General features: G+C 70.5%; 22 protein-coding genes. 10 read left to right on the forward strand and 12 right to left on the reverse strand.

Features of this window, described 5'->3' with window-relative positions; genetic code table 11:
• Positions 1–4 precede the first annotated feature (4 nt).
• Positions 5–1297: an acyl-CoA dehydrogenase family protein gene (locus tag VHD82_RS02400; protein WP_325696470.1), complete on the forward strand. Its 1293-nt coding sequence runs from the start codon at positions 5–7 to the stop codon at positions 1295–1297.
• On the forward strand, positions 1294–2046 hold the full coding sequence (locus VHD82_RS02405) for an SDR family oxidoreductase (protein ID WP_325696472.1): 753 nt from the start codon (positions 1294–1296) through the stop codon (positions 2044–2046). Before VHD82_RS02400 ends, VHD82_RS02405 begins: the two co-directional genes overlap by 4 nt.
• Before the next feature lie 77 nt (positions 2047–2123).
• Here the strand turns inward: VHD82_RS02405 and VHD82_RS02410 are convergent, their stop codons facing one another.
• Positions 2124–2750 carry a helix-turn-helix domain-containing protein gene (locus VHD82_RS02410; RefSeq protein ID WP_325696474.1) on the reverse strand — a complete coding sequence of 209 codons (627 nt, stop codon included), beginning with the start codon at positions 2748–2750 and terminating at the stop codon, positions 2124–2126.
• Positions 2751–2804: 54 nt separating this feature from the next.
• Here VHD82_RS02410 and VHD82_RS02415 point away from each other — a divergent pair, with 54 nt between their 5' ends.
• Positions 2805–4928: a CoA transferase gene (locus VHD82_RS02415; RefSeq protein WP_325696476.1), complete on the forward strand. Its 2124-nt coding sequence runs from the start codon at positions 2805–2807 to the stop codon at positions 4926–4928.
• Here VHD82_RS02415 and VHD82_RS02420 read toward each other — a convergent pair.
• The 11 genes from VHD82_RS02420 to VHD82_RS02470 all read right to left on the reverse strand — a co-directional run bounded on the left by VHD82_RS02420 (position 4894) and on the right by VHD82_RS02470 (position 16869).
• Entirely contained in the window at positions 4894–6066 is a 1173-nt protein-coding gene (locus VHD82_RS02420) for an acyl-CoA dehydrogenase family protein (RefSeq protein ID WP_325696478.1), read from the reverse strand. The genes VHD82_RS02415 and VHD82_RS02420 overlap by 35 nt on opposite strands.
• A gap of 17 nt (positions 6067–6083) precedes the next feature.
• The gene (locus VHD82_RS02425) at positions 6084–7610 is read right to left on the reverse strand and encodes a class I adenylate-forming enzyme family protein (protein ID WP_325696480.1); all 1527 of its coding nucleotides are present in this window, start codon (positions 7608–7610) and stop codon (positions 6084–6086) included.
• Positions 7610–9238, reverse strand: coding sequence for a bifunctional 3-(3-hydroxy-phenyl)propionate/3-hydroxycinnamic acid hydroxylase (locus VHD82_RS02430; RefSeq protein ID WP_325696482.1), 1629 nt, complete (start codon positions 9236–9238; stop codon positions 7610–7612). Before VHD82_RS02430 ends, VHD82_RS02425 begins: the two co-directional genes overlap by 1 nt.
• On the reverse strand, positions 9235–10113 hold the full coding sequence (locus VHD82_RS02435) for a 3-carboxyethylcatechol 2,3-dioxygenase (RefSeq protein WP_325696484.1): 879 nt from the start codon (positions 10111–10113) through the stop codon (positions 9235–9237). Before VHD82_RS02435 ends, VHD82_RS02430 begins: the two co-directional genes overlap by 4 nt.
• A gap of 132 nt (positions 10114–10245) precedes the next feature.
• Positions 10246–11178, reverse strand: a complete 933-nt coding sequence (locus VHD82_RS02440; protein ID WP_325696486.1) for a DUF2889 domain-containing protein — start codon at positions 11176–11178, stop codon at positions 10246–10248.
• A gap of 39 nt (positions 11179–11217) precedes the next feature.
• Positions 11218–12441: a cytochrome P450 gene (locus VHD82_RS02445; RefSeq protein WP_325696488.1), complete on the reverse strand. Its 1224-nt coding sequence runs from the start codon at positions 12439–12441 to the stop codon at positions 11218–11220.
• Complete coding sequence (locus VHD82_RS02450) at positions 12438–12809, reverse strand: carboxymuconolactone decarboxylase family protein (RefSeq protein WP_325696489.1); 372 nt, start codon at positions 12807–12809, stop codon at positions 12438–12440. Before VHD82_RS02450 ends, VHD82_RS02445 begins: the two co-directional genes overlap by 4 nt.
• The gene (locus VHD82_RS02455) at positions 12806–13693 is read right to left on the reverse strand and encodes an NAD(P)-dependent oxidoreductase (protein ID WP_325696491.1); all 888 of its coding nucleotides are present in this window, start codon (positions 13691–13693) and stop codon (positions 12806–12808) included. Before VHD82_RS02455 ends, VHD82_RS02450 begins: the two co-directional genes overlap by 4 nt.
• Entirely contained in the window at positions 13690–14895 is a 1206-nt protein-coding gene (locus VHD82_RS02460; protein ID WP_325696493.1) for an NAD(P)/FAD-dependent oxidoreductase, read from the reverse strand. Before VHD82_RS02460 ends, VHD82_RS02455 begins: the two co-directional genes overlap by 4 nt.
• Positions 14892–15086 (reverse strand): ferredoxin, encoded by a 195-nt coding sequence (locus VHD82_RS02465; RefSeq protein ID WP_325696495.1) that lies wholly within the window; start codon positions 15084–15086, stop codon positions 14892–14894. Before VHD82_RS02465 ends, VHD82_RS02460 begins: the two co-directional genes overlap by 4 nt.
• A gap of 190 nt (positions 15087–15276) precedes the next feature.
• Positions 15277–16869, reverse strand: coding sequence for an FAD-binding protein (locus VHD82_RS02470; protein ID WP_325696497.1), 1593 nt, complete (start codon positions 16867–16869; stop codon positions 15277–15279).
• A gap of 154 nt (positions 16870–17023) precedes the next feature.
• Here VHD82_RS02470 and VHD82_RS02475 point away from each other — a divergent pair, with 154 nt between their 5' ends.
• From VHD82_RS02475 to VHD82_RS02505, 7 genes are all read left to right on the forward strand, one after another.
• On the forward strand, positions 17024–17647 hold the full coding sequence (locus VHD82_RS02475) for a TetR/AcrR family transcriptional regulator (protein ID WP_325696499.1): 624 nt from the start codon (positions 17024–17026) through the stop codon (positions 17645–17647).
• A 105-nt stretch (positions 17648–17752) separates the two neighbouring features.
• Positions 17753–19096 (forward strand): aromatic ring-hydroxylating dioxygenase subunit alpha, encoded by a 1344-nt coding sequence (locus VHD82_RS02480; protein WP_325696501.1) that lies wholly within the window; start codon positions 17753–17755, stop codon positions 19094–19096.
• A complete protein-coding gene (locus tag VHD82_RS02485) occupies positions 19096–19443 on the forward strand; it encodes a 2Fe-2S iron-sulfur cluster binding domain-containing protein (protein ID WP_325696503.1) in 348 nt (115 codons plus the stop codon). The genes VHD82_RS02480 and VHD82_RS02485 overlap by 1 nt, the downstream gene beginning before the upstream one ends.
• Positions 19424–20410, forward strand: coding sequence for a thiamine pyrophosphate-dependent dehydrogenase E1 component subunit alpha (locus tag VHD82_RS02490; protein ID WP_325696505.1), 987 nt, complete (start codon positions 19424–19426; stop codon positions 20408–20410). The genes VHD82_RS02485 and VHD82_RS02490 overlap by 20 nt, the downstream gene beginning before the upstream one ends.
• On the forward strand, positions 20407–21393 hold the full coding sequence (locus VHD82_RS02495; protein ID WP_325696507.1) for an alpha-ketoacid dehydrogenase subunit beta: 987 nt from the start codon (positions 20407–20409) through the stop codon (positions 21391–21393). Before VHD82_RS02490 ends, VHD82_RS02495 begins: the two co-directional genes overlap by 4 nt.
• Before the next feature lie 15 nt (positions 21394–21408).
• The gene (locus tag VHD82_RS02500; RefSeq protein WP_325696509.1) at positions 21409–21639 is read left to right on the forward strand and encodes a lipoyl domain-containing protein; all 231 of its coding nucleotides are present in this window, start codon (positions 21409–21411) and stop codon (positions 21637–21639) included.
• A gap of 11 nt (positions 21640–21650) precedes the next feature.
• Positions 21651–22448 carry a helix-turn-helix domain-containing protein gene (locus VHD82_RS02505; RefSeq protein WP_325696510.1) on the forward strand — a complete coding sequence of 266 codons (798 nt, stop codon included), beginning with the start codon at positions 21651–21653 and terminating at the stop codon, positions 22446–22448.
• The last annotated feature ends 7 nt before the right edge of the window (positions 22449–22455 follow it).

Genomic DNA, 22455 nt, shown 5'->3' on the forward strand with positions numbered 1-22455 from the left:
CCCCATGTCTTGGGATTTCAGTACCGACCCGCAGTTCCAGGCGAAACTGGACTGGGCGGAAGAGTTCGTCCGGGAGCGGGTCGAGCCGCTGGACCTGGTGTGGCCCGCCCCGGCCAACTACCAGCCGCTGACCCTCCAGCGGCGCAAGATCGTCGACCCGCTCAAGCAGGCCGTGCGCGAGCAGGGTCTGTGGGCCTGCCACCTTGGTCCCGAGCTGGGTGGCAAGGGTTACGGACAGCTGAAACTGGCTCTGCTCAACGAAATCCTCGGCCGCTCCACGTGGGCGCCGGTCATCTTCGGCACGCAGGCGCCGGACACCGGCAACGCCGAGATCATCGCGCATTTCGGGACACCGGAACAGAAACGGCGCTATCTGGAACCGCTGCTGGCCGGTGAGATCTTCTCCTGCTACTCGATGACCGAGCCGCAGGCCGGCGCCGACCCGGCCGAGTTCACCACCCGCGCCGAGCGCGACGGCGACCACTGGGTGATCAACGGCTGGAAGTTCTTCTCCTCCAACGCGCGCTGGGCCGAGTTCCTGATCGTGATGGCGGTGACGAACCCGGAAGCCGGCGCGTACCGCGGCATGTCGATGTTCCTGCTGCCGCGCGACACCCCGGGCGTGAAGATCGTGCGGAACGTGGGCCTGATGTCCGAGCCTGCCGAGGACGGTTCGCACGCGCTGATCCACTACGACAACGTGCGGGTTCCGGCCGACAGCCTGCTCGGTGCGGAGGGCGGCGCGTTCGGCGTGGCGCAGACCCGGCTCGGTGGCGGGCGGGTGCACCACGCGATGCGCACGGTCGGGCTCGCCCAGCGCGCGCTGGACATGTTGTGCGAACGCGCGCTGAGCCGGCAGACCAAGGGTTCGGTGCTCGCCGACAAGCAGAAGATCCAGGAGTACGTCGCCGATTCCTACGTGCAGCTCAAGCAGTTCCGGCTGTTCGTGCTGAACGTGGCCTGGCAGATCGATCGGTACAACGACTACAAGCGGGTGCGCAAGGACATTTCGGCGATCAAGGCGCTGACGCCGACCGTCCTGCACGACATCGTGCAACGCGCGATCCAGGTGCACGGGGCGCTCGGGGTGTCCAACGAGCTGCCGCTGGCGCACATGTGGGTCACCGCGCCGGTGCTGGGCCTGGCGGACGGGCCGACCGAGGTGCACAAGTTCGCCGTCGCGCGCGAGGTGCTCAAGGGCTACCGGCCGAGCGAATCGTTGTGGCCCAGCGAGCACATCCCGACCCGGCTGGCCGAGGCGAAGGCCAAACTCGAACTGGAAGCCGGCAACCTGTGAACTTCGCGGGGAAGGTCGCCGCCGTCACCGGTGGCGGCAGCGGGATCGGCCTGGCACTGGCGGAAAAGCTGGCGGCGCTGGGCTGCCGGGTGGCGGTCGGCGACGTGCACGCCGACCGCCTGCCCGAGGTGCGCCGCCGGATCCCGGGCGCACTCGCCATGGCGCTCGACGTCGCCGATCCCGCGCAGGTGAGCGAGTTCGCCGAGCGCACGGTGGCCGAATTCGGCGCGGTGCACGTGGTCTGCGCGAACGCGGGCATCATCGGCCCCCTCGGGGAACGCCTGTGGGAAGTCCCCGACGCCGGGTGGCGGCGTGTCATCGACGTGAACCTGCTCGGCGTGGTGTCGACGCTGCGCGCGTTCGTCCCGCGGCTGCTGGCGAACCCGCCCGGGCATGTCGGGATCACGGCGTCGATGGCGGCGGTCACCACCAGCGCGACGATGCCGGCCTACTACGCCACGAAGCACGCGCTACTGTCCATTGCGGACAGTCTGCAGCTGCAGTTCGCCCGGGACGGCCACGATGTCGGGGTGAGCGTCCTGCTGCCGGCGCAGGTGACGACCCGCCTCGGCGAGTCACTGTCCGATGTGGACGCCCCGGGCAACCCGCGGGGGATCAGCCCGGCGGAGGTGGCGGACCGGTTCGTGACGGCCGTGCGCGACCGGCGGCTGCACGTCTTCACCCACCCCGGCTCGTCCGCGCTGGCCACCGCCCGGATGGCGCAGGTGACCGGCGAGACCACGCCGTAGGGCCCCGCTCGGGCCGGGCAGCTCGGCGAGCTCCGGTCCTTCGGGCGGGCCTTACGCGCGGCAGACGACGGCGCGCATCAGCGGCGCCGCTTCCGGGGCGCGCCGATTCCCTTGATGCAGAAGGAGATCAAGTGTTCGACGTCGGCGCGTGCCGGATGGGTTTCCAGCGCGAGATGACGCCGCATCGTGGCGATCGCGGCGGCGAACACCGCGTCGGTGTCGCGTTCCGGGTCCTCGCTGCCCAGCTCGGCCACCGCCGAGCGCAGCAGGATCCGCAGCGGTGCGGTGATCTGCACGTCGGCGACCCGGCTTTCCGCCGTCGCCGCGAGCTGGGTGGTGACCGCGCGGCTCGCCCTGGTCAGGTTCGGCTCGGCGACCTGGGCCAGCACGCCCTCGACCCAGCGCGCGATCTTCCGCTCCGGTTCGTCCTCTTTGGACATCTGATGCGCCAGGTAGGAGCACACGATCGCGACACCGCGTTCCATCACGGCCAGGATGAGGTCGTCCTTTCCGGAGAAGTACCGGTAGAAGGCCTTCTTGGAGCTGCCGGCCTCGACGATGATGTCGTTGACCCTGGGTGCGGCCGGCGCGTCCCGTTCCATCACCGTGACGGCCGCGGCGAGGATGCGCTCCACCTCGTCGGTCGCCTCCCGCTGGCGCTCGTCCAGCGCCCGCTCCACCGCCGCGGTCACCCGAGAGGTCATTGTTCTCCTTGCAGAGGATTGCGGTCTCCCACCAGAGAATAATACTCTCGGAGCGTGGCACCGACTATCGGGACCGGACCGTTCACCGGCGTACGGATTCTGGAACTGACCACGGGCACCGCGGGCCGTACGGCCGGTATGCTCCTGGCCGATTTCGGGGCGGAGGTGGCCAGGGCCGAAGTCCCAGCGCAGTCCCCCAGCGATCCCCGCGCGGTGTGCTGGGACAGGGGCAAGACGTTGCTCGGCACGGAAACCGGCCCGGGTGACGCGGCCGTTGAGCTGCGGCGCCTGGCGGAAAACTGCGATGTCCTGCTCAGCGACGCCCGTCCCGGCGAGCTCGAACGCCGCGGGCTGGACGCCGCCACGCTGGGCAGCGCGAACCCGGGCATCGTGCACGCCTGGCTGCCGCCGTACGCGGCGCGCGGCCGGTGGAGCGCTCTGCCGGAGGATCCGTTGCTGCTGGCCGCGATCGGCGGGTTCGCCGCGCATTTCCCGGCGAGCGACGAGCGGCCGGTGGCGCCCGTGGTGCCCACCGTCAGCTACATCCACGGCGCGCTCGGCGCCACGGCCGTGGCGGCCGCGCTCGCCGGCGGTGGCGGCCGGGCCGTGACCGTCACCGGTCTGCACGCCGCCGCCGCGGCGCAGGGCACGATGATGATGGCCGGTCTCGATGTCGAGCGCATCTTCTCGGCGGGCAAGATCCTCGGCGGCGCCCCCAATTTCCGCGCCTACCGCGCCGGCGACGGACGGTGGCTGTTCCTCGCCGCGCTGACGCCCGGCTTCTTCTTCGAGGCACTGGACGCGGTCGGCCGGATGGACCTGCTGGTGCGCGAGGACGTCGGCGGCGAGTTCACGAACATCCTGAAGCCCGAAATCGGTCGGGCCGTGGCCGCGGAACTGGCGGACACCTTCGCGCAGCGGCCGGCCGAGCACTGGTTGAGCGTGCTCGCGGAGTCCGGGGTCCCGTCCGCTCCGGTGTCCAGCCGCGAAGAGTGGATGGACAGCGAGGTCGTCGCGCTCAACCGGGCGCGCGCCGACCTCACCCATCCCGCGCTCGGTGCGGTCACGATGCCGGGCGTGCCCGTGGCGCTGTCGGCGAGCCCCGGCGGAATCCGTGGCCTGGCAACGACTTCCGCCGCGCACGAACTGTGGCGGACGCCTCGTGAAGGCGCGAAGGAGCCACAGCAGGGCCCACCGCTCGCGGGCACCCGGGTGCTCGATCTGGCCACCTTCCTCGCCGCGCCGTTCGTCAGCTCGATCCTCGCCGATTTCGGCGCGCAGGTGGACAAGATCGAACCGCCCGAAGGCGATCCGTATCGCGTGTACTCGGCGTCTTTCGCCGCCGTGAACCAGGGCAAGTCGCTCGCGAACCTCGACCTGCGCTCGGAGCGGGGCCGGGAAACGTTCCTGCGGCTGGCCGCCGGCGCCGACGTGCTGGTGGACAACCTGCGCCCGGCGAGCCTCGACAGGCTGGGCCTCGGCGAGGAGGTGCTCACCGCCGGAAACCCGGCCCTGGTCCGCTGTTCGGTGTCGGCCTACGGCCGCACCGGCGCGTGGGCCGACCTGCCCGGGTTCGATCCGGTGGTGCAGGCGCTGAGCGGAATGATGCTCGCGCAGGGCGGTCCCGGTCAGCCGGTCGCCTCGACCGCGCCGGTGAACGACGTGGCGACGGGCGCGCTGGCCGCGTTCGGTGTGCTCGCCGCGCTGTTCGACCGCCACCGCCACGGCCGGGCGCAACACGTGACCGCGTCCCTCGCGGCCACCTCGACGTTCCTCCAGTCCGCCGAGCTGACGACCTTCGACGGCCGCCCGCCCGCCGCGGAGGGCGGAGCCGACTTCGCCGGACCGGACGCCGGCCACCGGCTGTACCAGGCAACGGACGGCTGGCTGGCGGTGGCCACCGACGACACCGCCGCGCTCGCCCGCGCCGCCGGAAGGTCCACAGTGGACAAGGACACGTTCGCCAGGCGGACCGTCGGCGAATGGCTCGACGTCCTCACCGCGCACGGCGTCCCGGCCTGCCGGGTGCTGGCCGCCCAGGACGAGCTGGCGGACCCGTTCCTGGTGGAGAACGAGTTCTCGCACGTGGTGCACGTCCCGGACCTGGGCCGGGTGCGGGTGGTGCGCGGGTATTCGGACTGGGTCAGCGGGGCAGCCCCAGCACCCGGTCCCCGATGATGTTGCGCTGCACCTCAGAAGTACCACCGCCGATCGTCGAGGCGAAGGACTGCAGGTAGCCGCCCGTCCACCCGCCGGGCAGCCAGCGCGACCGATAGCGCAGGGAGTCCGCGCCGAGCAGGTCCATCGACAGCCTGGCCGCCCGCTTCTCCAGCTCCGAGAAGTACAGCTTGACGATCGAGCCCTCCGGTCCCGGGGTCCCTTCCCTGGCGCTGCGGGAAATCGCCGAATACGTCAGGGCACGCAGCGCGGCCACCTCGGCGCGCATGGTCGCCAGCCGGCGGGCCAGCTCTTCGTCGTCCAGAGCCGAGCCGCGGCGCAGCGGGCCGGGACGTTCCGCGGCGAGTGCGATCAGTGCCTCCACAGTGGACGCCAGCCGGACCTGCCCGGCGGTGAACGCGGTCCCCCGCTCGAACGACAGCGTGGACATCGCCACGCTCCAGCCGTCGTTCAGCTCACCGACCACATTGGACAGCGGGATCCGGACTTCGTCGTAGAAGACCTCACAGAACTCGTGCGCGCCGTCCATCGTCTCGATCGGCCGGGCGTCGACGCCGGGGCTGCGCATGTCGCAGATGATCCAGGTGATGCCGCGGTGCTTCGGCACGCTGGTGTCGGTGCGCACCAGCAGCTCCTGCCAGTCGGCGAGATCGGCGTTGCTGGTCCAGATCTTCTGCCCGGACACCACCAGCTCGTCTCCGTCGACGACGCCGCGGGTGCGCAGCGACGCCAGGTCCGAACCCGCCTCCGGTTCGGAGAATCCCTGACACCAAACGACGTCGCCGCGCAGGATCGGCGGCAGGTGCGCCGAGCACTGTGCCTCGTTCGCGCGCTCGATCAGCGTCGGGCCGGCGTGGTTGAGGCCCACGAACGTACTGTCCAGGCTCGGCAGCCCGGCGCGGCCGTACTCCTCGTACCAGATCAGCTGTTCCAGCAGCGACAGCCCGCGCCCGCCGTACTCGGTCGGCCAGGCGATGCCCGCCCAGCCGCCTTCGTACTGGGTGCGCTGCCAGTCCAGGTCGTAGGCGCGGATCCCGGCCGCGTCGTGCGGTCGCGGTTCGCGCGGTTTGTGCTCGGCGAGCCAGGTCCGCACCTCGTCCCGGAAGTCCTGTTGCGCGGCCGAAAAGTCGAGATCCACTGCCGTCTCCCGGTTCGTCAGGATCGGAATCGGTCGCGAAGCTCCCGCTTCACGACCTTGTGCATGGCGTTGCGCGGCAGCTCGGTGACGATCTCCAGCCGTTCCGGCAGCTTCCGTTTGTTCAGCCCGCGCGCGAGCAGCTGTGCGCACAGCGCGGCCAGGTCCGGCGCAGGCCCGTCCGGCACCACCACGGCACAGACCCGCTCGCCGGTGTCGGCGTCGGGGACCCCGATGACCGCGGCGTCGGCGACCCCGGCGCAGCCGAGGAGATGGTCCTCGACCTCGCGGGCGGAGATGTTCTCCATGTTCCGGATGATCACGTCCTTGAGCCTGCCCGTGATCGTCAGATAGCCGTTCTCGTCGACGGTGGCCAGATCGCCGGTGCGGAAGAACCCGTCCTCGTCGAACGCCTCGGCGTCCAAAGTGGAGTCCACATACCCGAGGCAGAGCTGACGGGCCTTCACCCGCAGCTCCCCCGGCTCACCGGGCGCGGCGGGCGAGCCGTCCTCGAGCACGACGCGCAGCTCGGTACCGGGCCCGGCGCGGCCCTCGGTGGTGGCGTGCTCGTGCTCGCCGTCGGCGAAGCTTCCCCAAGCCACATAAGGACATTCGGTCAGGCCGTAGCCCGAGATGATGCCCGCGCCGCCGAGCGTGTCGCGCACCTCGAAGTGCAGCTCGGCGGTTCGCGGCGCGCCACCGACGAGAAAGGCCTTGAGCCGCGGGAACAACGGGCGATCGGGGTGGGCGCGCTGTCGCGCGAGCTGCTGCCTCGCGAACGGCACACCGTTGCCCCCCAGGGTCACGTCCAGTTCACTGAGCAGGTCCGTGGTCGTCACGGGATCGGGCAAGTCACTGATGATCAGCGCGCAGCCCGCCTGCACGGCGGAGAGCACGTGCAGCACCCCGCCGACGTGCGCGATCGGTGCCAGCCCGGCGATCCGGTCGTCCTCGTCCGGCGTGAGCGCGGCACAGTAGGTGGTGGCGGCCGCGATCAGCCCGGCGTCGGTGTGGCGGGCGCCTTTCGGGGCGGAGGTGGTGCCGGAGGTGTAGAACAGCCAGCGCACCTGCGGGTCCGCGGCGTCGGCCGCCGGCCCGGCCGGTCCGGCCTCCGGCAGCTCGTCGTCGGCGATCAGCACGTCCAGCCCCGGCAGGCCGGCGGCCACGGTCTTGGCCATCGCGCCGTGCGCGAACCCGCGGAACTCGGTGGGCACGATGAGCAGCTCGCTGCGCGCCTGCGTGCAGATGAACCGGACCTCCGGCTCGCGCAGCATCATGATGAGCGGGTTCTGCACCGCGCCGAGCCGGGACAGCGCGGTGAACAGCACGATGGTCGACAACCGGCTGGGCAGCTGCCACGACACGACCGTGCCCCGGCCGACACCTCTGCTCGCCAGCCCCGCCGCGACCCGTTCCGCCGCCTCTTTAAGGCCGCCGAAGGTCAGCCGGCGGCGCCGTTCGTCATAGGCGAGCACCGCGTCCGGGGTCAGTTCCGCGCGCCGCGCGATGAGCTCCCAGATGCCGGGAGCCTGCAGGTATTCCGGCATCAGGACTCCAGTTGTGCCAGGAAGGCGCTCAGCACCCGGTCGAGATCGGCCGCACGGCACGCCGCCGCGACATACCGGTCCGGGCGCACGACGTACACCTCGTCGGCCGGGCGCGCCAGGAGCAGATCCCGCAGGCCGCCGTCGACGTCGAAGACCTCGATCTGCTCGACGGGCCGGTCGGTGGCCGACGACCGCTCCCGCTGGTAGACCTTCGCCGGTTTCGACTGCACCACAACGCCTCCCTGGGCACGCAGGCGCTCCGCGGTGCGCGCGGAGACGGCCGCCGCGGCGTCGGGGACCAGGCCCACCACCGCGATCCGGGTACCCAGCACGTCGTCGAGCCGGACCGGCCCGCCCGCGGCGGTACGCACCGAGGGCTGCGGGAAAGCCCGTCCCACCAAGGACTTCCCGTCCACGTCGGAGGCACCGACGACCAGGCCCTCGGTGTAGCGCGGAACGGGCTTGTACTTCATCTGCAGGATGTAGTCGCGCGCGCCGGGCACCTTCTGCACCCCGCGGAACAACCGGTTGCGGACGCGTTCGGTCGTCGCGGTACGGGCCTTGTACATCCGGCCCATCTGGGTCGCGAACTTGACCATCACCGCCGCGTTGTGCCTGCGCTCGGCGTCGTAACTGTCCAGGATGCGTGCCGTGGCACGGCCGGCGACGACCGCGGCGAGCTTCCACGACAGGTTCGTCACGTCACGGAACCCGGAGTTCATGCCCTGCCCGAAGAACGGCGGTTGCAGGTGCGCTGCGTCACCCACCAGGAACACCCGCCCGACGCCGAAGGACGCCGCGGTGCGCGAGTGATGCCAGTACACGTCGTTGCGCACCACCGGCGGAACGGGCGAATCGGGGTAGAACCGTTTCAGCAGGCGCTGGACGTTCTCCGGCTCGTTGACGGCGTCCGGGTTCTCCTCTTCGCGGATCTGGAACTCGAACCGCCGGTAGCCGAAGGGCAGCGGGATGGTCATACAGGGCCGGACCGGGGACGTGTACACCGCCGAGTAGGGCGCGTTCCAGGTGTCCTTCTCGACGTCCACCACCAGCCATTTGACCGGCGCGGTGTCGCCCAGCATTTCGACGCTGAGCGCGCCGCGGACGAAACTGCGGCCACCGTCCGCGCCGACCACGTATTTCGCGCGCACGGAGAACTCCCCGGCGTCGGCCTGGACGCGCAGCGTCACGCCGTCGGCGTCCTGGGTCAGGCCGAGGACCTCGGCCCCGGTTCGCAGCCGCACACCGGGATAAGTGGCGAGGTGTTCGTGCAGGCGTTCTTCCAGAAAAGGCTGGTAGAACAGGTTCCGCCGGGGCCAGCCGTAGGGCCGGGCGCTCGGCGCGACGTGCGCCAGCACCCGTCCCGCCGAATCGTGGTAGCGGATCGGCATGTTCTGCAACGAGTTGTCCAGCACGACCTGGGCCAGGCCGAAGGACTGCAGCGTGCGGACCGCCTCGTCGTCGATGCCGACCGCACGGGGATGCCCGATGATCGTCTTGCGTGCCTCCAGCACCGCGACCGACACGCCCGCTTCACCCAGCAGGTTCGCCAGTACCGAGCCGGCCGGCCCGGCGCCCACCACCGCGACGTCGCAGTCGAGGTCCTCCGCCGAGGTCCCAGCGCTCATCCGGCACTCCCGGCGGCAACCGGCACCGAGGTCATCGCCCCCATGCCGGTGATCCACTCGAGGACCGGTTCGTACACCACCGTCTGCAGCCCCTGCCCGCCCGCGGTGGCCGCCGCGGCGAGCCAGGTGCGGACCTCGTTCGCCCCGACGCCCGCCACCGGCTCGCAGGTGTCGGTCATCTTGATCAGGGTGGGGGTGTCCCAGGCTTCCATCGCGGCGAGGAATCGCTTGTCCCAGCCCGGATTCATCCGCGCGCGCGCCGCTTCGGCGCTGCCCTGGTTGAGCGTGCGCCGCTCGTCGTCGGACATGTCGTACCGGTCGTTGTCGAGGCTCGCCGGGTGGTGCGCGAGCCCGCCCGTGCCGATCACCAGGACGCGTTTGCCGAGCGTGTCGAGGAACCGGCCGACGGCGGCGCCGTAGTCGAGCACCCTGGCCGCCGTGGGCAGCGGCGGACCGGCGCAGTTGACCGGCATCGGGATGACCGGCACCCGGTTCACCCCGCCGAGGTAGTGCCCCAGCGGCTGCCCGAAGGCGTGGTCCAGCTCGATCGAGCGGCACACCGCGATGTCGAACCCCGCCCCCAGCAGGAACTCGCTCAGCGCCCGCGCGGTTTCGCCCGGCACGTCGAGCACGGCGGACTGCTGCATACCCTCCGCCATCAGGCTCGCCGAGACGGCGACACCGAAGGCGGGCACAACGGTCTTGAACGCGCGGCGGTGGTCGCCGCCGAACAACAGGACCAGCTCGGGGTCGAACTCCGCGATGGTCGCGCGCGCCTTCGCCACCCCGGCGCGGAACGTCCGGCCGAGGGCCTCCTCGGTGTCCCGGTCCATCCCGGGGGCGTGGCTGGCACACAGGACCAACGTCGAGCTCATCAGACTGCCTTTCGGACCGCACCATGACTAGTACACACTCTGTCAGAAACAGTCTCTGCCAGATTTCCGGATCTGTCCAGGGCATGACATCGACCGGAAACACTGTGTGCAGCAGGACCGAACCGCGGGCTGTCAGAGCGTCGCGGCGAGCGCGGGAACGTAGCGCAGGAACCGCAGCGTGTCGTTCAAATGCGTGCAGCCGCGGGTTCCGGACAGCCGGGCCTTGACCTCCGTCGTGACCCCGGCCAGCGAGATTCCGGCCAGGTCACCGGCGTTCGGCGCCACCAGCGGGCATTCCGGGAACGGCAGCGCGTGCGGGACGACCTCGATGTGCTCGAGTGTCGCCCCGTCACCGGCCACGCGCGCGTGCACCTCGTACTCGTGCAGCGAACCCTCGCGTCCGTCCGGATCGAAGTAACTGTCGCGAAAGTACTCGAAGACGTCGTAACCGCCCGGCCGCGCGGCCACGTCCAGCACCCGCCGCCGGCGCATCGACCTCGGGCACATCGCCGGCTCCGGGTGGAAATCCCCTGGCCCGGCGAGCATCTGTGCGAGCGGCGGCGACGGCGGGGCGGACTCGAGCAACGGCACCCCGGCCCTCGTGCGGGTGTCGGCGCTCGCGCCCGGGGCCCAGCCCCCGCAGATTCCGATGAGCGGCGACCGGCCGCCGGCCCTGGCCAGCTCGGGCATCTCCATCATCAGCGCGTACCCCGAGACCAGCCGCACCGTCGGCAGGTCGTCCAGCAGCGCCGACTCCAGTGACGACGGCTCCGGTTCCGGCAGCCCGGCGAGGTGCGCGCGGAAACCGCTGACCGGCGAAGCCCCGATCAGGGCGTCCGGCCGCGATACCTCGCCCGTGACGTCCGTGATCCGCGAGCGCGCGTCGAGGGTGACGGCCAGTTCCCGGGTGGCCGAAACCCGGGAACGGCCCGCACCGACCACCAGATCCCGTGCCGTGCCGGCGATCCGCAGACCTTCGGCCCACTCCGGCGCGGGGATGGTGTGCAGGGACAGGGTGCGCCGCACGGAACCCGCCGCCGGCGCGGGCAGCGCGTTCAGCACCATGTCCCCACCTCGCTCCGAATCAGCTGGATACTCTCACTCTTACCACGTCACCAGCATCTTGCGGACGCCGTAGTTGGTGCCGTAGGTGTCCATCTCGACCTCTTCGAGCGGGGTCGCGAGGCGGAGCCCGGGGAACCGCTCGAACAGCCGCGGCAGAATGGTCTTCAGCTCGGCACGGGCGACGTTCTGCCCGAGGCACTGGTGCACGCCGTAGCCGAAGGCGAGATGCCGGGTCATCGCGCGCTCGAAGTCGGGCGCGTCCGGGTTGTCGAACGCGCGCGGGTCACGGTTGGCGGCGGGCATCGCCACGACCACGAGGTCGCCCTTCGCGATCTGCTGGCCGCCGATCTCCAGGTCCTCCTTGGCCGTGCGGCCGAGTCCGAATTGGACGATCGTCAGGTACCGCAGCAGCTCCTCGACCGCGGGGCCGACCTTGCCGGGGTTCTCCTGCAGGAACCGCCGCTGCTCGTCGTGCGTCAGCAGGGTCAGCGTGGACAGGCCGATCATCGCCATCGTGGTGTCGTGCCCGGCGAACAGCAGCAGCACCCCGATGCTGATCAGATCCTTGTCCGTCAGGATCGAACCGTCGGCCTCGCTGGTGCGGATGAGGTCGGCGAGCAGGCCCTGCGAATCCGGGTCGGCCTTCTTCGCCGCGACCAGGCCGGTGATGTAGTCCTGCAGCCACCGCGCGCCGACGCTGCGCTCCGCCCGCGGCTTGCTGACGTCCATCATCACCTCGGTGGCGTGGTGGAACTTGTCCCGGTCCTCGTACGGCACGCCGAGCAGCTCACAGATCACCAGGCACGGGATCGGCAGCGCGAGGTGCTCGATGATGTCGACCGGGCCGTCGGCGCCCGCTTTCTCAATGGCGTCAAGGTGTTCGGTGACGATCTGGTCGATGTAGGGCTGCAGCTTCGCCTGGATGGACTTCGGGGTGAACCGGCCTGCCAGCAGCCGCCGGTAGGCGCTGTGGTCGGGCTCGTCCATGAACACGAACGTCGGGTCGATCTCCTCCCCCGACTCGTCGGAGGTGTGGTCGTCACCCTCCTCCGGTGGCACGTCGTGGCGCGGCCGGCGGGCGCTCATCCGCGGATCGGAGAACACCTGGCTGCCCTCCTCGAACCGGGTCACCAGCCAGCCCACCCGGCCGCTCGGGAACCGCACCCGCAGGATCGGCTGGTCTTCGCGCAGCTGGTGGTATTCCAGCGGCGGGTCCAGCAACCGCTGCCGTTCCATCGGCATCGTGGGCAGTTCGACGGTCATTTCTTCTCCTTCGTCTCGTGTGCGCGCAGCGCGGCTTCGACTCCGTTGTTGACCTGTGTCCCGTTGCCCCAGCCGACGTAGTAGTGCAGGTGCAGCACGGCTTCCCGCAGTTCCTCCGCGGACAGCTCACGGTTGGCGAGCGCGCCTTCGACCTGGATCTGGATGAGGTCGGCGCGCCCCAGGGCGGCGGTCGCGCCGATGACGAGCAGCCGCCGGTCGCGCACGGACAGGCCGGGGCGGCTCCAGATCTCGCCGAAGAGGTGGTCGACGGTCTTCTCCAGCATCGGGGTCTGCTCGTCGGGCAGCGTGTCGCTGAACCCGGCGCCGTAGACCTCGTCCATCATCTTCCGGCCCAGTTCGGTGCTCATGCTTCCTCCTTCACCGGGACGGCCAGGGTTTCCGGGCCGTGCGCGCGGGTGACGTCGGCCAGCGGCAGGGACAGCCCGAGGTGCCCGGCCAGGTCCTGCGCGGCCGCGAGATCCTTGTCCAGCAACCGTTCCACCTGTGGCACGATCGCGCGGGTCTCCGCCTTGCCCGCCAGCCGCTGGCGCAGCCAGGAGAACAGCGTGGCGCCCTCGGGGTCGGCCTCCTCGACCACGGTGATCAGCTTTTCCGGGTCCACTCCGGCGGCCTCGGCGAGCGTGCTGGCTTCGTGCACCGCGCGCCAGGTGCCGTAGGTGATCACGTTGCGGGCGATCTTGGTCGCCATCCCGGCACCCAGCGGTCCACAGTGGACGACACGCTTGGCGAAGTCCGCCAGCACCGGCATCGCTTCGTCCACAGTGGACTCCTCGCCGCCGAGGATGGCGACCAGGCCGTTCTCCGCGGCCTTGTCCCCCGGCGTGACGCCGCAGTCCAGCAGGCCTACCCCGGCTTCGGCGCATACGGCGGCCAGCTCGTGCACCACCGGCACCGCGACCGTGCACAGCAGCACCACGACCAGGCCGGGATGCGCGCCGGAGAGCACACCGTCTTCCCCGGTCAGCACCGTCCTGGCCTGGTCGGCGTCGACTACGGCGACCAGGACGACGTCACTGGTGCGGGCGACTTCGGCCGGTGAACCCAGCGTCGCGGGCACACCGGCGAGCTTGTCCGCCGCGTCCGGGCGGATGTCGTACACGGCGGGAATCCGGCCCCGCCGGGCGAGGCTGACGGCCACCCCGCCGCCGATCATGCCGAGGCCGATGACCCCGGCCCTGGGCGCCGGGCGGCCCGCGAAGGCTTCGCTCTCCGTTAAGGTTTGCACGGTCATGCCGTGACTCCTTCCTTGCTGACGGCCGCGGTCCACGCGGTCGGGGACGCGACGAGCGCGCGGGCCAGCCGTGCGGGGCGGACCATGTTCACCCCGACGGCGGCGCGCACCACGTCGTTCTTGCCGTAGAGCGCCACGAGTTTCCGGTCCGCGAGACTGCCTTCGGTGACGGCGAAGGTGTCGGCGCCGCGGGGCAGGCCGTAGATCTGGATCTTGCGGTCGTACTGGTCGGACCAGATGTAGGGCACCGGCGCGAACGGCTTCGCGGCGCCCAGGATGTTGCGGGCGACCGCCATGCCCTGCTCGGCGGCGTTGGTGCGGTGCTCGATCCGGATCCGCTCACCGAGCCCGGGATGCACCCACGACGCCACGTCCCCCGCGGCCCAGACACCCGGGCCCGCCTGGCAGAACTCGTCGCAGAGCACACCGTTGCCGGTCTCGATCCCACTGCCGGCCAGCCAGTCCACATTGGGCACCGAACCGATCGAAACCAGCACCGCGTCGGCTTCGATCACCCGCCCGTCGGCGAGCCGCACCCCGTTGGCATGCCCGCCGGCCGAAAGCACTTCCTGCACCAGCGTGCCGGTGATGATCTCGACGCCGCGCTCCCGGTGCAGCCCGATCAGCAGCTCGCCGAGGTCCGGGCCGAGCACGTCGGACAGGGGCGCTTCGAGATCGGACACCAGCGTCACGCTCGCTCCGGCGGTGCGGGCGACCGAGGCCACCTCCGCGCCGAGGAAGCCCGCACCGACGATGACCAGCCGTGGCTTGGCCGCCAGCGCGTCGCGCAGTCCCCGTGCGTCGTCGAGCGTGCGCAGCACGTGCACCCCGGCCACGCCGTCGGTGCCGGGCAGCCGCCGGGGCCGCACACCGGTGGCGATCACCAGCTCGTCGTAGCCGATGGCCGAGCCATCGGCGAGCGTGACGGAGCGTGCCGCCGCGTCGGCGCCGACAGCCCGCGCACCCAGGCGCAGGTCCAGGCCGAGCCCGGCGATCGTCGCCTCGTCTCGCAGCCAGACCCGCTCGTCGGGCCAGGTGCCGGAAAGGATCTCCTTGGACAGCGGTGGCCGGTCGTACGGCGGCAGGCTCTCCTCGCCGAGCAAGGTGATCCGGCCGTCGAAACCCTCACGCCGCAACGTTTCGGCGACGGAAAGCCCCGCCGCCGAAGCGCCGGCCACGACCACGCGCGACGGCGCGCTCATTCCCGCACCGAGATGATCGCGGCCGGGCAGACGGCGGCGGCCTCGTTGACCGCGGCGCGCTGCTCCTCGGGCGGTTCCGCGTCGAGCAGGATGACGATGCCGTCTTCCTCACGCTGGTCGAACACCTCGGGTGCGGCGAGCACGCACTGGCCGGCCCCGCAGCATTTCTCCTCGTCAACCGTGATGTGCATGAAATTCTCCCACCTGTGAGACTCTAACCTAACTAAGTTCACTAACCGCTAGGCTAGACCCTCGGGACGGGAAGCGGTGGCAGGATCCGCCGTGATCCACCACACAGCGTCGCCGATCGGTTACCGATCCGGACAAACGCGCGCAAAAACGGTCAGCGGTCACGGCGGGAGGGCCGTGACCGCTGACGCATCAACCCGATACGACCGACAGCGCCGCGTGGCCACCCGCGCGGCGGCCGGAAAACACGCAGTCCGCGAGGGAAAGCCCGCTGACATAGCTGTTCGAGCAGATCCCGACGGCCGAGCGGCCCGCCGCGTACAGCCCTTCGATCGACGCGCCCGAACCGGTCAGCACCTGGCCGGTCTCCTCGTTCACCTGGAGGCCGCCCAGGGTGAGACCGGGGGCGGGATACGCCGGCGCGTTCTTGATCGAGATGTCGATCGCGTAGAACGGGGCCCGTTCGATCGGCGCGCACAGATCGGCCGCCTTGTGGCCCGGATCGCCGGCTCCGGTGCGGATGCCGTCGTTGTACGCGCGCACGGTTCCGGCCAGCCCGTCCGCCGGGACACCGATCTTGCGGGCGAGCGCGTCCAGCGTCGCCGCCTTCTTGTGTCCGGCGGTGAACAGGTAGATCTCCTGCAACAACTGGAAAGGCAGGCTCTGCGCACGGACCTGGCCGCGGGCGCGCGTCCAGATTTCCTGGTCCAGCACAAGAAATCCGCGCCCGCCGTGGTTGCGGATCATCGCTTCCGAATGCGTCGCGCCGTACAGGTCCTCGTTCGCGATCCGCACGCCGGCCGGCCCGACCGAGACCCCGCCGAGGAACGCGCTCGGCGGCGACATGAACCGCCACGCGGTCATCCGGTCCAGGTGCGCGGTGGCGCCGCCCGCGGTGACCCCGAGCATGATCACGCTGCCGTCGTCGCCGGCCGTCCCCAGCGGGCTGATGTCCCGGAACCCGCCCGCGTACCGGGCTTTCATCTCCGGGTTGAACACGAACCCGCCGCCGGCCAGGATCACCGCGGGCGCCCGCACCTCGGCCTCGGCCGCCGACTCCTGCCAGATCGCCTCCGCGCGTGCGTTGAGCTTCGCGCCCACCGGCGGTACCCAGATGGCCAGCTTCCCGCCGGCCTTCGTCAGCCGCCGGTGCCGCCGCCCGCCGGCCGACCCGGTCCGCATCGACCGGTACCGCACGCCCGCGACGGCGCCGTCCTCGACGAGGACTTCGGTGACCCGGCTCAACGGCACGAAGGTCACTCCCTTCGCCTCCGCGGAACGGCGCAGGTTCTCGAAGAACACCCGGCCCGAGCTCATGCCCTTGGCGACCTGGCGGTGCCCGCGCGGGGCCGGTTTCGCCGTCAGCCGGTAGGGCCAGGCCTTCTCATTCCCGGAGAAGTACAGGTAATGTTCGTCGGTGGGGTAGGAAGTCTTGTAGGGGCACAGGGTTCCGCGGTACTCCATGCCCTGGCGTTCCAGCCATTCGATCATCGCCGGGCTGGTCTCGCAGAACCGCCGCACGGTCTTGTCGCCGACCATGCCGTCCACCTCCTGGCGGAGGTAGTTGTACATCTCCTCCGGCGAGTCCTCGACCCCGGCGGCCCGCTGGTACGGCGTACCGCCGCCGGCGTAGACCACGCCACCGGACAAGGCGGTCGCTCCCCCGCCGTAACCCCGGTCGAGGACGAGCACGCGGGCACCCGCGTCGGCGGCTTCGATCGCCGCGGACGCACCGGCGGCCCCGTAACCGACGATCACGACGTCGTATGCGCGAGAAGATTCCATGAAAGACTCCTATGTCCGGGAAACTGCACCGAGGGCTGCGATGAGATCGCGAGAAGCGCGGCGATGCGGAGCGCACGCGCGAGCGCCGACGCTACCCCCGGCACCCGGCGTGCGAGAATCGACCGAAACGGAAACGAAAGGTTCGGTAGCGCGAATGTCAGGACCGTCGCCGATCGGCAGGCCGCTGGGCGCGGACGGCGAGCACACCCGCCGGCGCATCATGGAAGCGGCGATGGCCGACGTCGCCGACGCCGGCTACGCGCACGCGACGATGAAGTCCATCGCCGAGCGGGCGGGCCTGACCAGTGCCGCGATCTACCACTACTTCCGCTCGAAACAGGAGCTGGTGCTGGCGGTGCTGACCGCGTCGGTGGACGAGGTCGTCGCCCGACTGGACGAGGCGACCCACCCGGAAGGCACGCTGCGGCAACGGTTCACCGCCCTGCTGGACGAGGCGCTGGCCATCGTCAAGGACCATCCGGCGCTCACCCGGTTCGTGGCCACGGTCTACCTCGAATCCGGCAAACGACCCGAGTTCACCCCGGTCCTCAACGCCGGGCGCGAAGCCGAGGAGAAGATCTACCTGCGGCTGATCGACGAGGCCGTGCGGGCCGGCGAGCTGGCCGACGGCGTCGACCGCGACGGTCTCGTCGACACGTTCACCTCACTGACCTGGGGTTTGCGCTACCTCTCGGCCACGGCCGCCCCCGAGCGGCACCGCGCCGCCATCGACACGGTCGGTGCACTGGTGTCCGGCACCCTGTTCCGCGCGCCCTGACCTGACAGAAAATCCTTGGTATTGACCGCTTCTGACAGTCGCGTCTAAAGTAACTAATCGATCAGTTAGTTCTGCTGTCTTCGCATGCCACAAGGAGGTGGCGGCTTGACAACGCAAGCCGAACCACGACCGGTCCAGCCCGGAACCGACACGAGCGGGGTGCCGTTCCGGATCACCGACCCGGGCCGGGTGCCGTCGCAGCGGTACGTGTCCCCCGAATTTTCCCGGCTGGAGAAGGAAAAACTCTGGCCACACGTCTGGCAGATGGCCTGCCGGCTCGAAGAGATCCCCCGCCCCGGCGACTTCACCGAGTACAAGATCGGCGACCAGTCGATCCTGGTGGTGCGGGAGAGTGAAGACAGCGTCAAGGCGTACTTCAACGCCTGCCGGCACCGGGCCACCGCGCTCGGCGTGGGCAGCGGCACCTTCCACGGCGGGCAGATCGTGTGCCCGTACCACGGCTGGCGGTGGAACCTCGACGGCAGCAACTCCTACGTGTACGCCCAGCGCGGGTTCAAGCCGGGCTGCCTCGACGCGGACTTCCTGAAACTGCGGGAATGCCAGGTGGGCACCCTGTTCGGGATGGTGTTCATCAACATGGACCCCGCGGCGCCGCCGCTGCACGAGGCGATGGCGGGCATCGCGGAAGCCTTGGCCCCCATCGGTTTCGAGCGGATGCGGGTGCGCTGGTGGCGGCACGTCGTGCTGCCCGCGAACTGGAAGATCGCCCAGGAGGCCTTCATGGAGGCCTACCACGTCATGCAGGCGCACCCGTCGCTGGCGATGGGTATGTCCGATGAGGACTTCGACGTCGACTCCTTCGCCGGTGAGTTCGAGTGTTTCCCGGGCGGGCACGCGCATTCGCTGCCGCTGAGCGAAATGAAGGTCCCGGTACAGGGCATGTCCGCGGCGGAGTACTTCGTGCAGTACAACAACGCGCTGTACTTCGGCACCGACGCCTATGCCACCGAACGCGAGATGTTCATCCAGCAGGGGCTGCTCGAGCGCGACATCGAGCCCGAACAGTTCCCGGCCGCCTTCTTCCAGGCGCTCTACGACTACGCCGCGGGTGCGGGTATCGCGTTGCCGCCGCCCGCCCAGAACACCAGCGGCTACGGGCACATCTTCCCCAACATCACCGTGCTGCCCGCCTACGGGAACTCGATCATCTACCGGGTCCGGCCCAACGGCGACAACCCCGAATCCTGCATCTTCGAGGTGTGGGCGGTGCAGATCCCGGCCGAGGGCGACGAGCCGGGCCAGCCGGAGCTGGAGGGCCCCATCCCGGTGGACGACTGGCCGCAGATCCTCAAGGAGGACTTCTACAACATCCTTGCCCAGCAACAAGGCCTGCGCACCCAGGGCAGCGACGAGCTGGTGCTCTCGGAGAGCTACGAGGCGATGATCGTCAACAACCACCGGACCATCGACGAATACCTGGCGCGGTAGTGGCCGAGGTCCGCGTCGAGCCCGCCGGGTTCGAGCTCACCGTCCTGCCCGGGGAGACCGTGCTGTCCGCGGCTTTCCGGGCGGGCGTGAGCTGGCCGACGATCTGTTATGGACAGGCCCGCTGCACGGCGTGCGCGCTGCTGGTCCGCGAGGGCCACCAGCACGCCGGGCCGATCGGCGAAACCGAACGCGGCGTGCTGCGCCAGATCACCGGCAGGCGGCGGCAGTGGAGCTCCCGCGACACCCGTCTCGCCTGCCGGCTGACCGTCACCGGCGCGATGACGATCGAAAAAAAGGGCGCGAAACCCACCGAACCGAGGAGTTCCCATGACCCCGCCGACTCCTGAGCCCGATCGGGAGACCCTGCTGGAGATCTACCGGACGGCGACCAGGATCAAGCTGTTCGACGAGAAGTACCGTTCGCTGATGGCCAGCGGGCACATCGTCGGGATGTACTACTCCCCGCGGGGACAGGAGATCGTGCCTTCCGCCATCGCGCGGCACCTGCGGCGCGACGACTACCTGGTGACCACCTACCGCGGGCTGCACGACCAGGTCGCCAAGGGTGTCCCGCTGCGCGAGCTGTGGGCCGAGTACGTCGGCAAGGCCGCCGGGAGCTGCCGGGGCAAGGGCGGACCGATGCACGTCACCGCACCGGAACACGGGCTGATGGTCACCACCGGGGTCGTCGGCTCCGGGCTGCCCATCGCCAACGGGCTGGGGCTGTCCGCGCGGCTGCGGGGCACCGACCAGGTCACCGTCGTCAACTTCGGGGACGGTGCCTCGAACATCGGCGCCTTCCACGAGGCGCTCAACCTCGCCTCGCTGTGGCAGCTGCCGGTGATCTTCGTCTGCCAGAACAACCGGTATGCCGAGTACACCCCGCTGCGGGAGGGCACCACGGTCGCGCGGGTCGCCGAACGGGCCGCGAGCTATTCCATGCCCGGGTACACAGTGGACGGTAACGACCCGGTGGAGATGTACCGCGCCGCGGGGGATGCCGTCGCGCGGGCGCGCGCCGGTGGCGGGCCGACGCTGCTGGAGGCGATGACGTTCCGGTTCTGCGGGCACATCATCGGCGACCAGCAGGTGTACATGCCCAAGGAAGAGCTCGCCGCCGCGATCGAGGCCGACCCGCTGCCGCGGTTGCGCGCGGACCTGTCCTCCCGCGGAGTGGCCGCCGAAGACCTCGACGAACTCGACCGGGCCGCCGCCGCGGAGGTGCAGGACGCCTGCGACTTCGCCATGGCCGCCCCGCTGCCCAGCCCCGACGAGCTCACCACGGACGTCTATGCGAAGGCGGTGGCGGCATGACCACGCGACGGCTCGGTTTCGTCCAGGCGATCAACGAGGCACTCGATGTCGCCCTGTCGGCCGACGAAAGCGTTTTCGCGCTCGGCGAGGACATCCAGGAGCCCGGCGGTGGCGGTTTCGGGATCCACAAAGGACTCGGGACCAAGCACGGCGCGGACCGGGTCCGGCTGACCCCGATCTCCGAACAGGCCATCATGGGCGCCGCGATCGGTGCGGCGATCTCCGGGATGCGGCCCGTCGCCGAGATCATGCTGATGAACTTCATCAACGTGTGCATGGACCAGCTGGTCAACCACGCGGCGAAACTGCGCTACATGTCCGGGGGCCGCACCCCGGTGCCACTGACCGTGCGCACCGCGACCGGCACCGGCGGCGGGTTCGGGGCGCAGCACTCGGACATGCTCGAAGCGCAGCTCGTGCACGCGGCCGGGCTGAAGGTGGTCGTGCCGAGCAACCCCGCCGATGCCAAGGGCCTGCTGCTGTCCTGCATCTTCGACGAGGATCCCTGCGTGTTCGTCGAGATGACCGGGCTCTATTTCGCGTCCAAAGGGGACGTTCCCGAAGGCGACTACCGGGTGCCCCTCGGCAAGGCCGGCATCGCGCGGGCGGGGTCGGACGTCACGGTGCTCACCTACGGGCGCCAGGTGAGCGACTGTCTCGCCGTGGCGGAAGGTCTTGCCACGGAGGGGATCGGCGTCGAGGTCGTGGACCTGCGCACCCTCCAGCCGCTGGACACCGCCACCATCCTCGGGTCGGTCGGCAGGACGAAACGCGCGATCGTCGTGCACGAGGCCGGCCGCCGGGCCGGGTTCGGCGCCGAGCTGGCGGCGACGATCTACAGCGAGCTGTTCGGCGAGCTGGCGGCACCGATCGCCCGGGTCGCCGGGCCCGACACCCCGGTGCCGTACGCCAAATCACTGGAAGAGGCGTACCTGCCCGGCCCACCCAAGATCGAGGCCGCCATCCGGGCGGCCCTGAAATAGCAAGGATTCCCCGCAGTGAGTCACGAACTACGCATCCCGCAGCTCGGGGTGACCATGACCGAGGGCAGCATCACCACCTGGCTGGCCGAGGACGGCGCCGCGGTCGCCGAGGGCCAGGCCGTCTACACGCTGGCCACGGACAAGACCGAGACCGACATCGAGGCCCCCGCGGCCGGCACGCTGCGCATCATCGGGCAGGTCGACGAGGACTACGCCGTCGGTACCGTCGTCGGCGTCATCGACTGACAGGAGCAGCCATGCCGGGCATCGACCCCGTCACCGTCGCGGCCCGTACGGCCGGGCCGGTGTTCAAGATCCCCGCGCTGCCGATGGCGGCGGTGCAGGCCGCGGCGCCGGACACGGTCGGCGTCCCCGCGCAAGCGTTCTACGTACTCGCCCGGGGCGGCGCACTGGGCGATGTCGGGCCGGAGACGATCGCGGCCGCGTTCGTCTGGATGGAACCGGGCAGGGTGGCCCGCGCCTGGGAGAAGGCGCGGGCCACCACCACCCTGGCCGGCGCGGTACGGCACTGGCAGAGCGAGATCTGGTCGTGGGGAAGGGAAAACCTGCCCGCCGGTCCCTCGCTGGACCGGCTCGACGGACTCCTGGCGCGGTGTGTCCGCGCGGCGAGCCCGGCGGGTGCCCCGATCTTCGCCGGCTGGCGTGCGGGCGCCACGCCGCCGGATCATCCTGGCGCCCGGGTGATCCACAATCTCTATGCCCTGCGGGAGCTTCGGGGTGCCCTGCACGGTTGTGCCGTGCTGGCCGCCGGGGTCTCCCCGCGGGAGGCGGTGTCGATCCGGACCCCGTGGATCGCCACCCTGTTCGGCTGGCCGGAACCGGCCCCGGAGCCGGAGCGGATCCCGGACTGGGAGGCGGCGGAGCGGGCGACGGATGTCGCGATGGCACCGGCGTTCACCGGGCTGAGCGCGGCCGAAAGTGAGACGCTCATCCAGGATCTGGACCGGTTGCTGGCGTACACCGGTGCATTGTGGACAGACGACGGCAGCGGCCCCACCACGGTCGCGCGCCCGGTGGCGCCGGTTCGCGACTGAGCCGGTG

The sequence above is a fragment of the Amycolatopsis sp. genome, from assembly GCF_035546795.1.
Lineage (GTDB): Bacteria > Actinomycetota > Actinomycetes > Mycobacteriales > Pseudonocardiaceae > Amycolatopsis_E.

Coding starts and splice junctions, on each gene's coding strand:
- VHD82_RS02400 (WP_325696470.1), top strand. CDS start 5: ATGTCTTGGGATTTCAGTACCGACCCGCAGTTCCAGGCGAAACTGGAC.
- VHD82_RS02410 (WP_325696474.1), bottom strand. CDS start 2,750: ATGACCTCTCGGGTGACCGCGGCGGTGGAGCGGGCGCTGGACGAGCGC.
- VHD82_RS02425 (WP_325696480.1), bottom strand. CDS start 7,610: ATGCCGGAATACCTGCAGGCTCCCGGCATCTGGGAGCTCATCGCGCGG.
- VHD82_RS02430 (WP_325696482.1), bottom strand. CDS start 9,238: ATGAGCGCTGGGACCTCGGCGGAGGACCTCGACTGCGACGTCGCGGTG.
- VHD82_RS02435 (WP_325696484.1), bottom strand. CDS start 10,113: ATGAGCTCGACGTTGGTCCTGTGTGCCAGCCACGCCCCCGGGATGGAC.
- VHD82_RS02440 (WP_325696486.1), bottom strand. CDS start 11,178: ATGGTGCTGAACGCGCTGCCCGCGCCGGCGGCGGGTTCCGTGCGGCGC.
- VHD82_RS02445 (WP_325696488.1), bottom strand. CDS start 12,441: ATGACCGTCGAACTGCCCACGATGCCGATGGAACGGCAGCGGTTGCTG.
- VHD82_RS02450 (WP_325696489.1), bottom strand. CDS start 12,809: ATGAGCACCGAACTGGGCCGGAAGATGATGGACGAGGTCTACGGCGCC.
- VHD82_RS02455 (WP_325696491.1), bottom strand. CDS start 13,693: ATGACCGTGCAAACCTTAACGGAGAGCGAAGCCTTCGCGGGCCGCCCG.
- VHD82_RS02460 (WP_325696493.1), bottom strand. CDS start 14,895: ATGAGCGCGCCGTCGCGCGTGGTCGTGGCCGGCGCTTCGGCGGCGGGG.
- VHD82_RS02465 (WP_325696495.1), bottom strand. CDS start 15,086: ATGCACATCACGGTTGACGAGGAGAAATGCTGCGGGGCCGGCCAGTGC.
- VHD82_RS02470 (WP_325696497.1), bottom strand. CDS start 16,869: ATGGAATCTTCTCGCGCATACGACGTCGTGATCGTCGGTTACGGGGCC.
- VHD82_RS02475 (WP_325696499.1), top strand. CDS start 17,024: ATGTCAGGACCGTCGCCGATCGGCAGGCCGCTGGGCGCGGACGGCGAG.
- VHD82_RS02490 (WP_325696505.1), top strand. CDS start 19,424: ATGACCCCGCCGACTCCTGAGCCCGATCGGGAGACCCTGCTGGAGATC.
- VHD82_RS02495 (WP_325696507.1), top strand. CDS start 20,407: ATGACCACGCGACGGCTCGGTTTCGTCCAGGCGATCAACGAGGCACTC.
- VHD82_RS02505 (WP_325696510.1), top strand. CDS start 21,651: ATGCCGGGCATCGACCCCGTCACCGTCGCGGCCCGTACGGCCGGGCCG.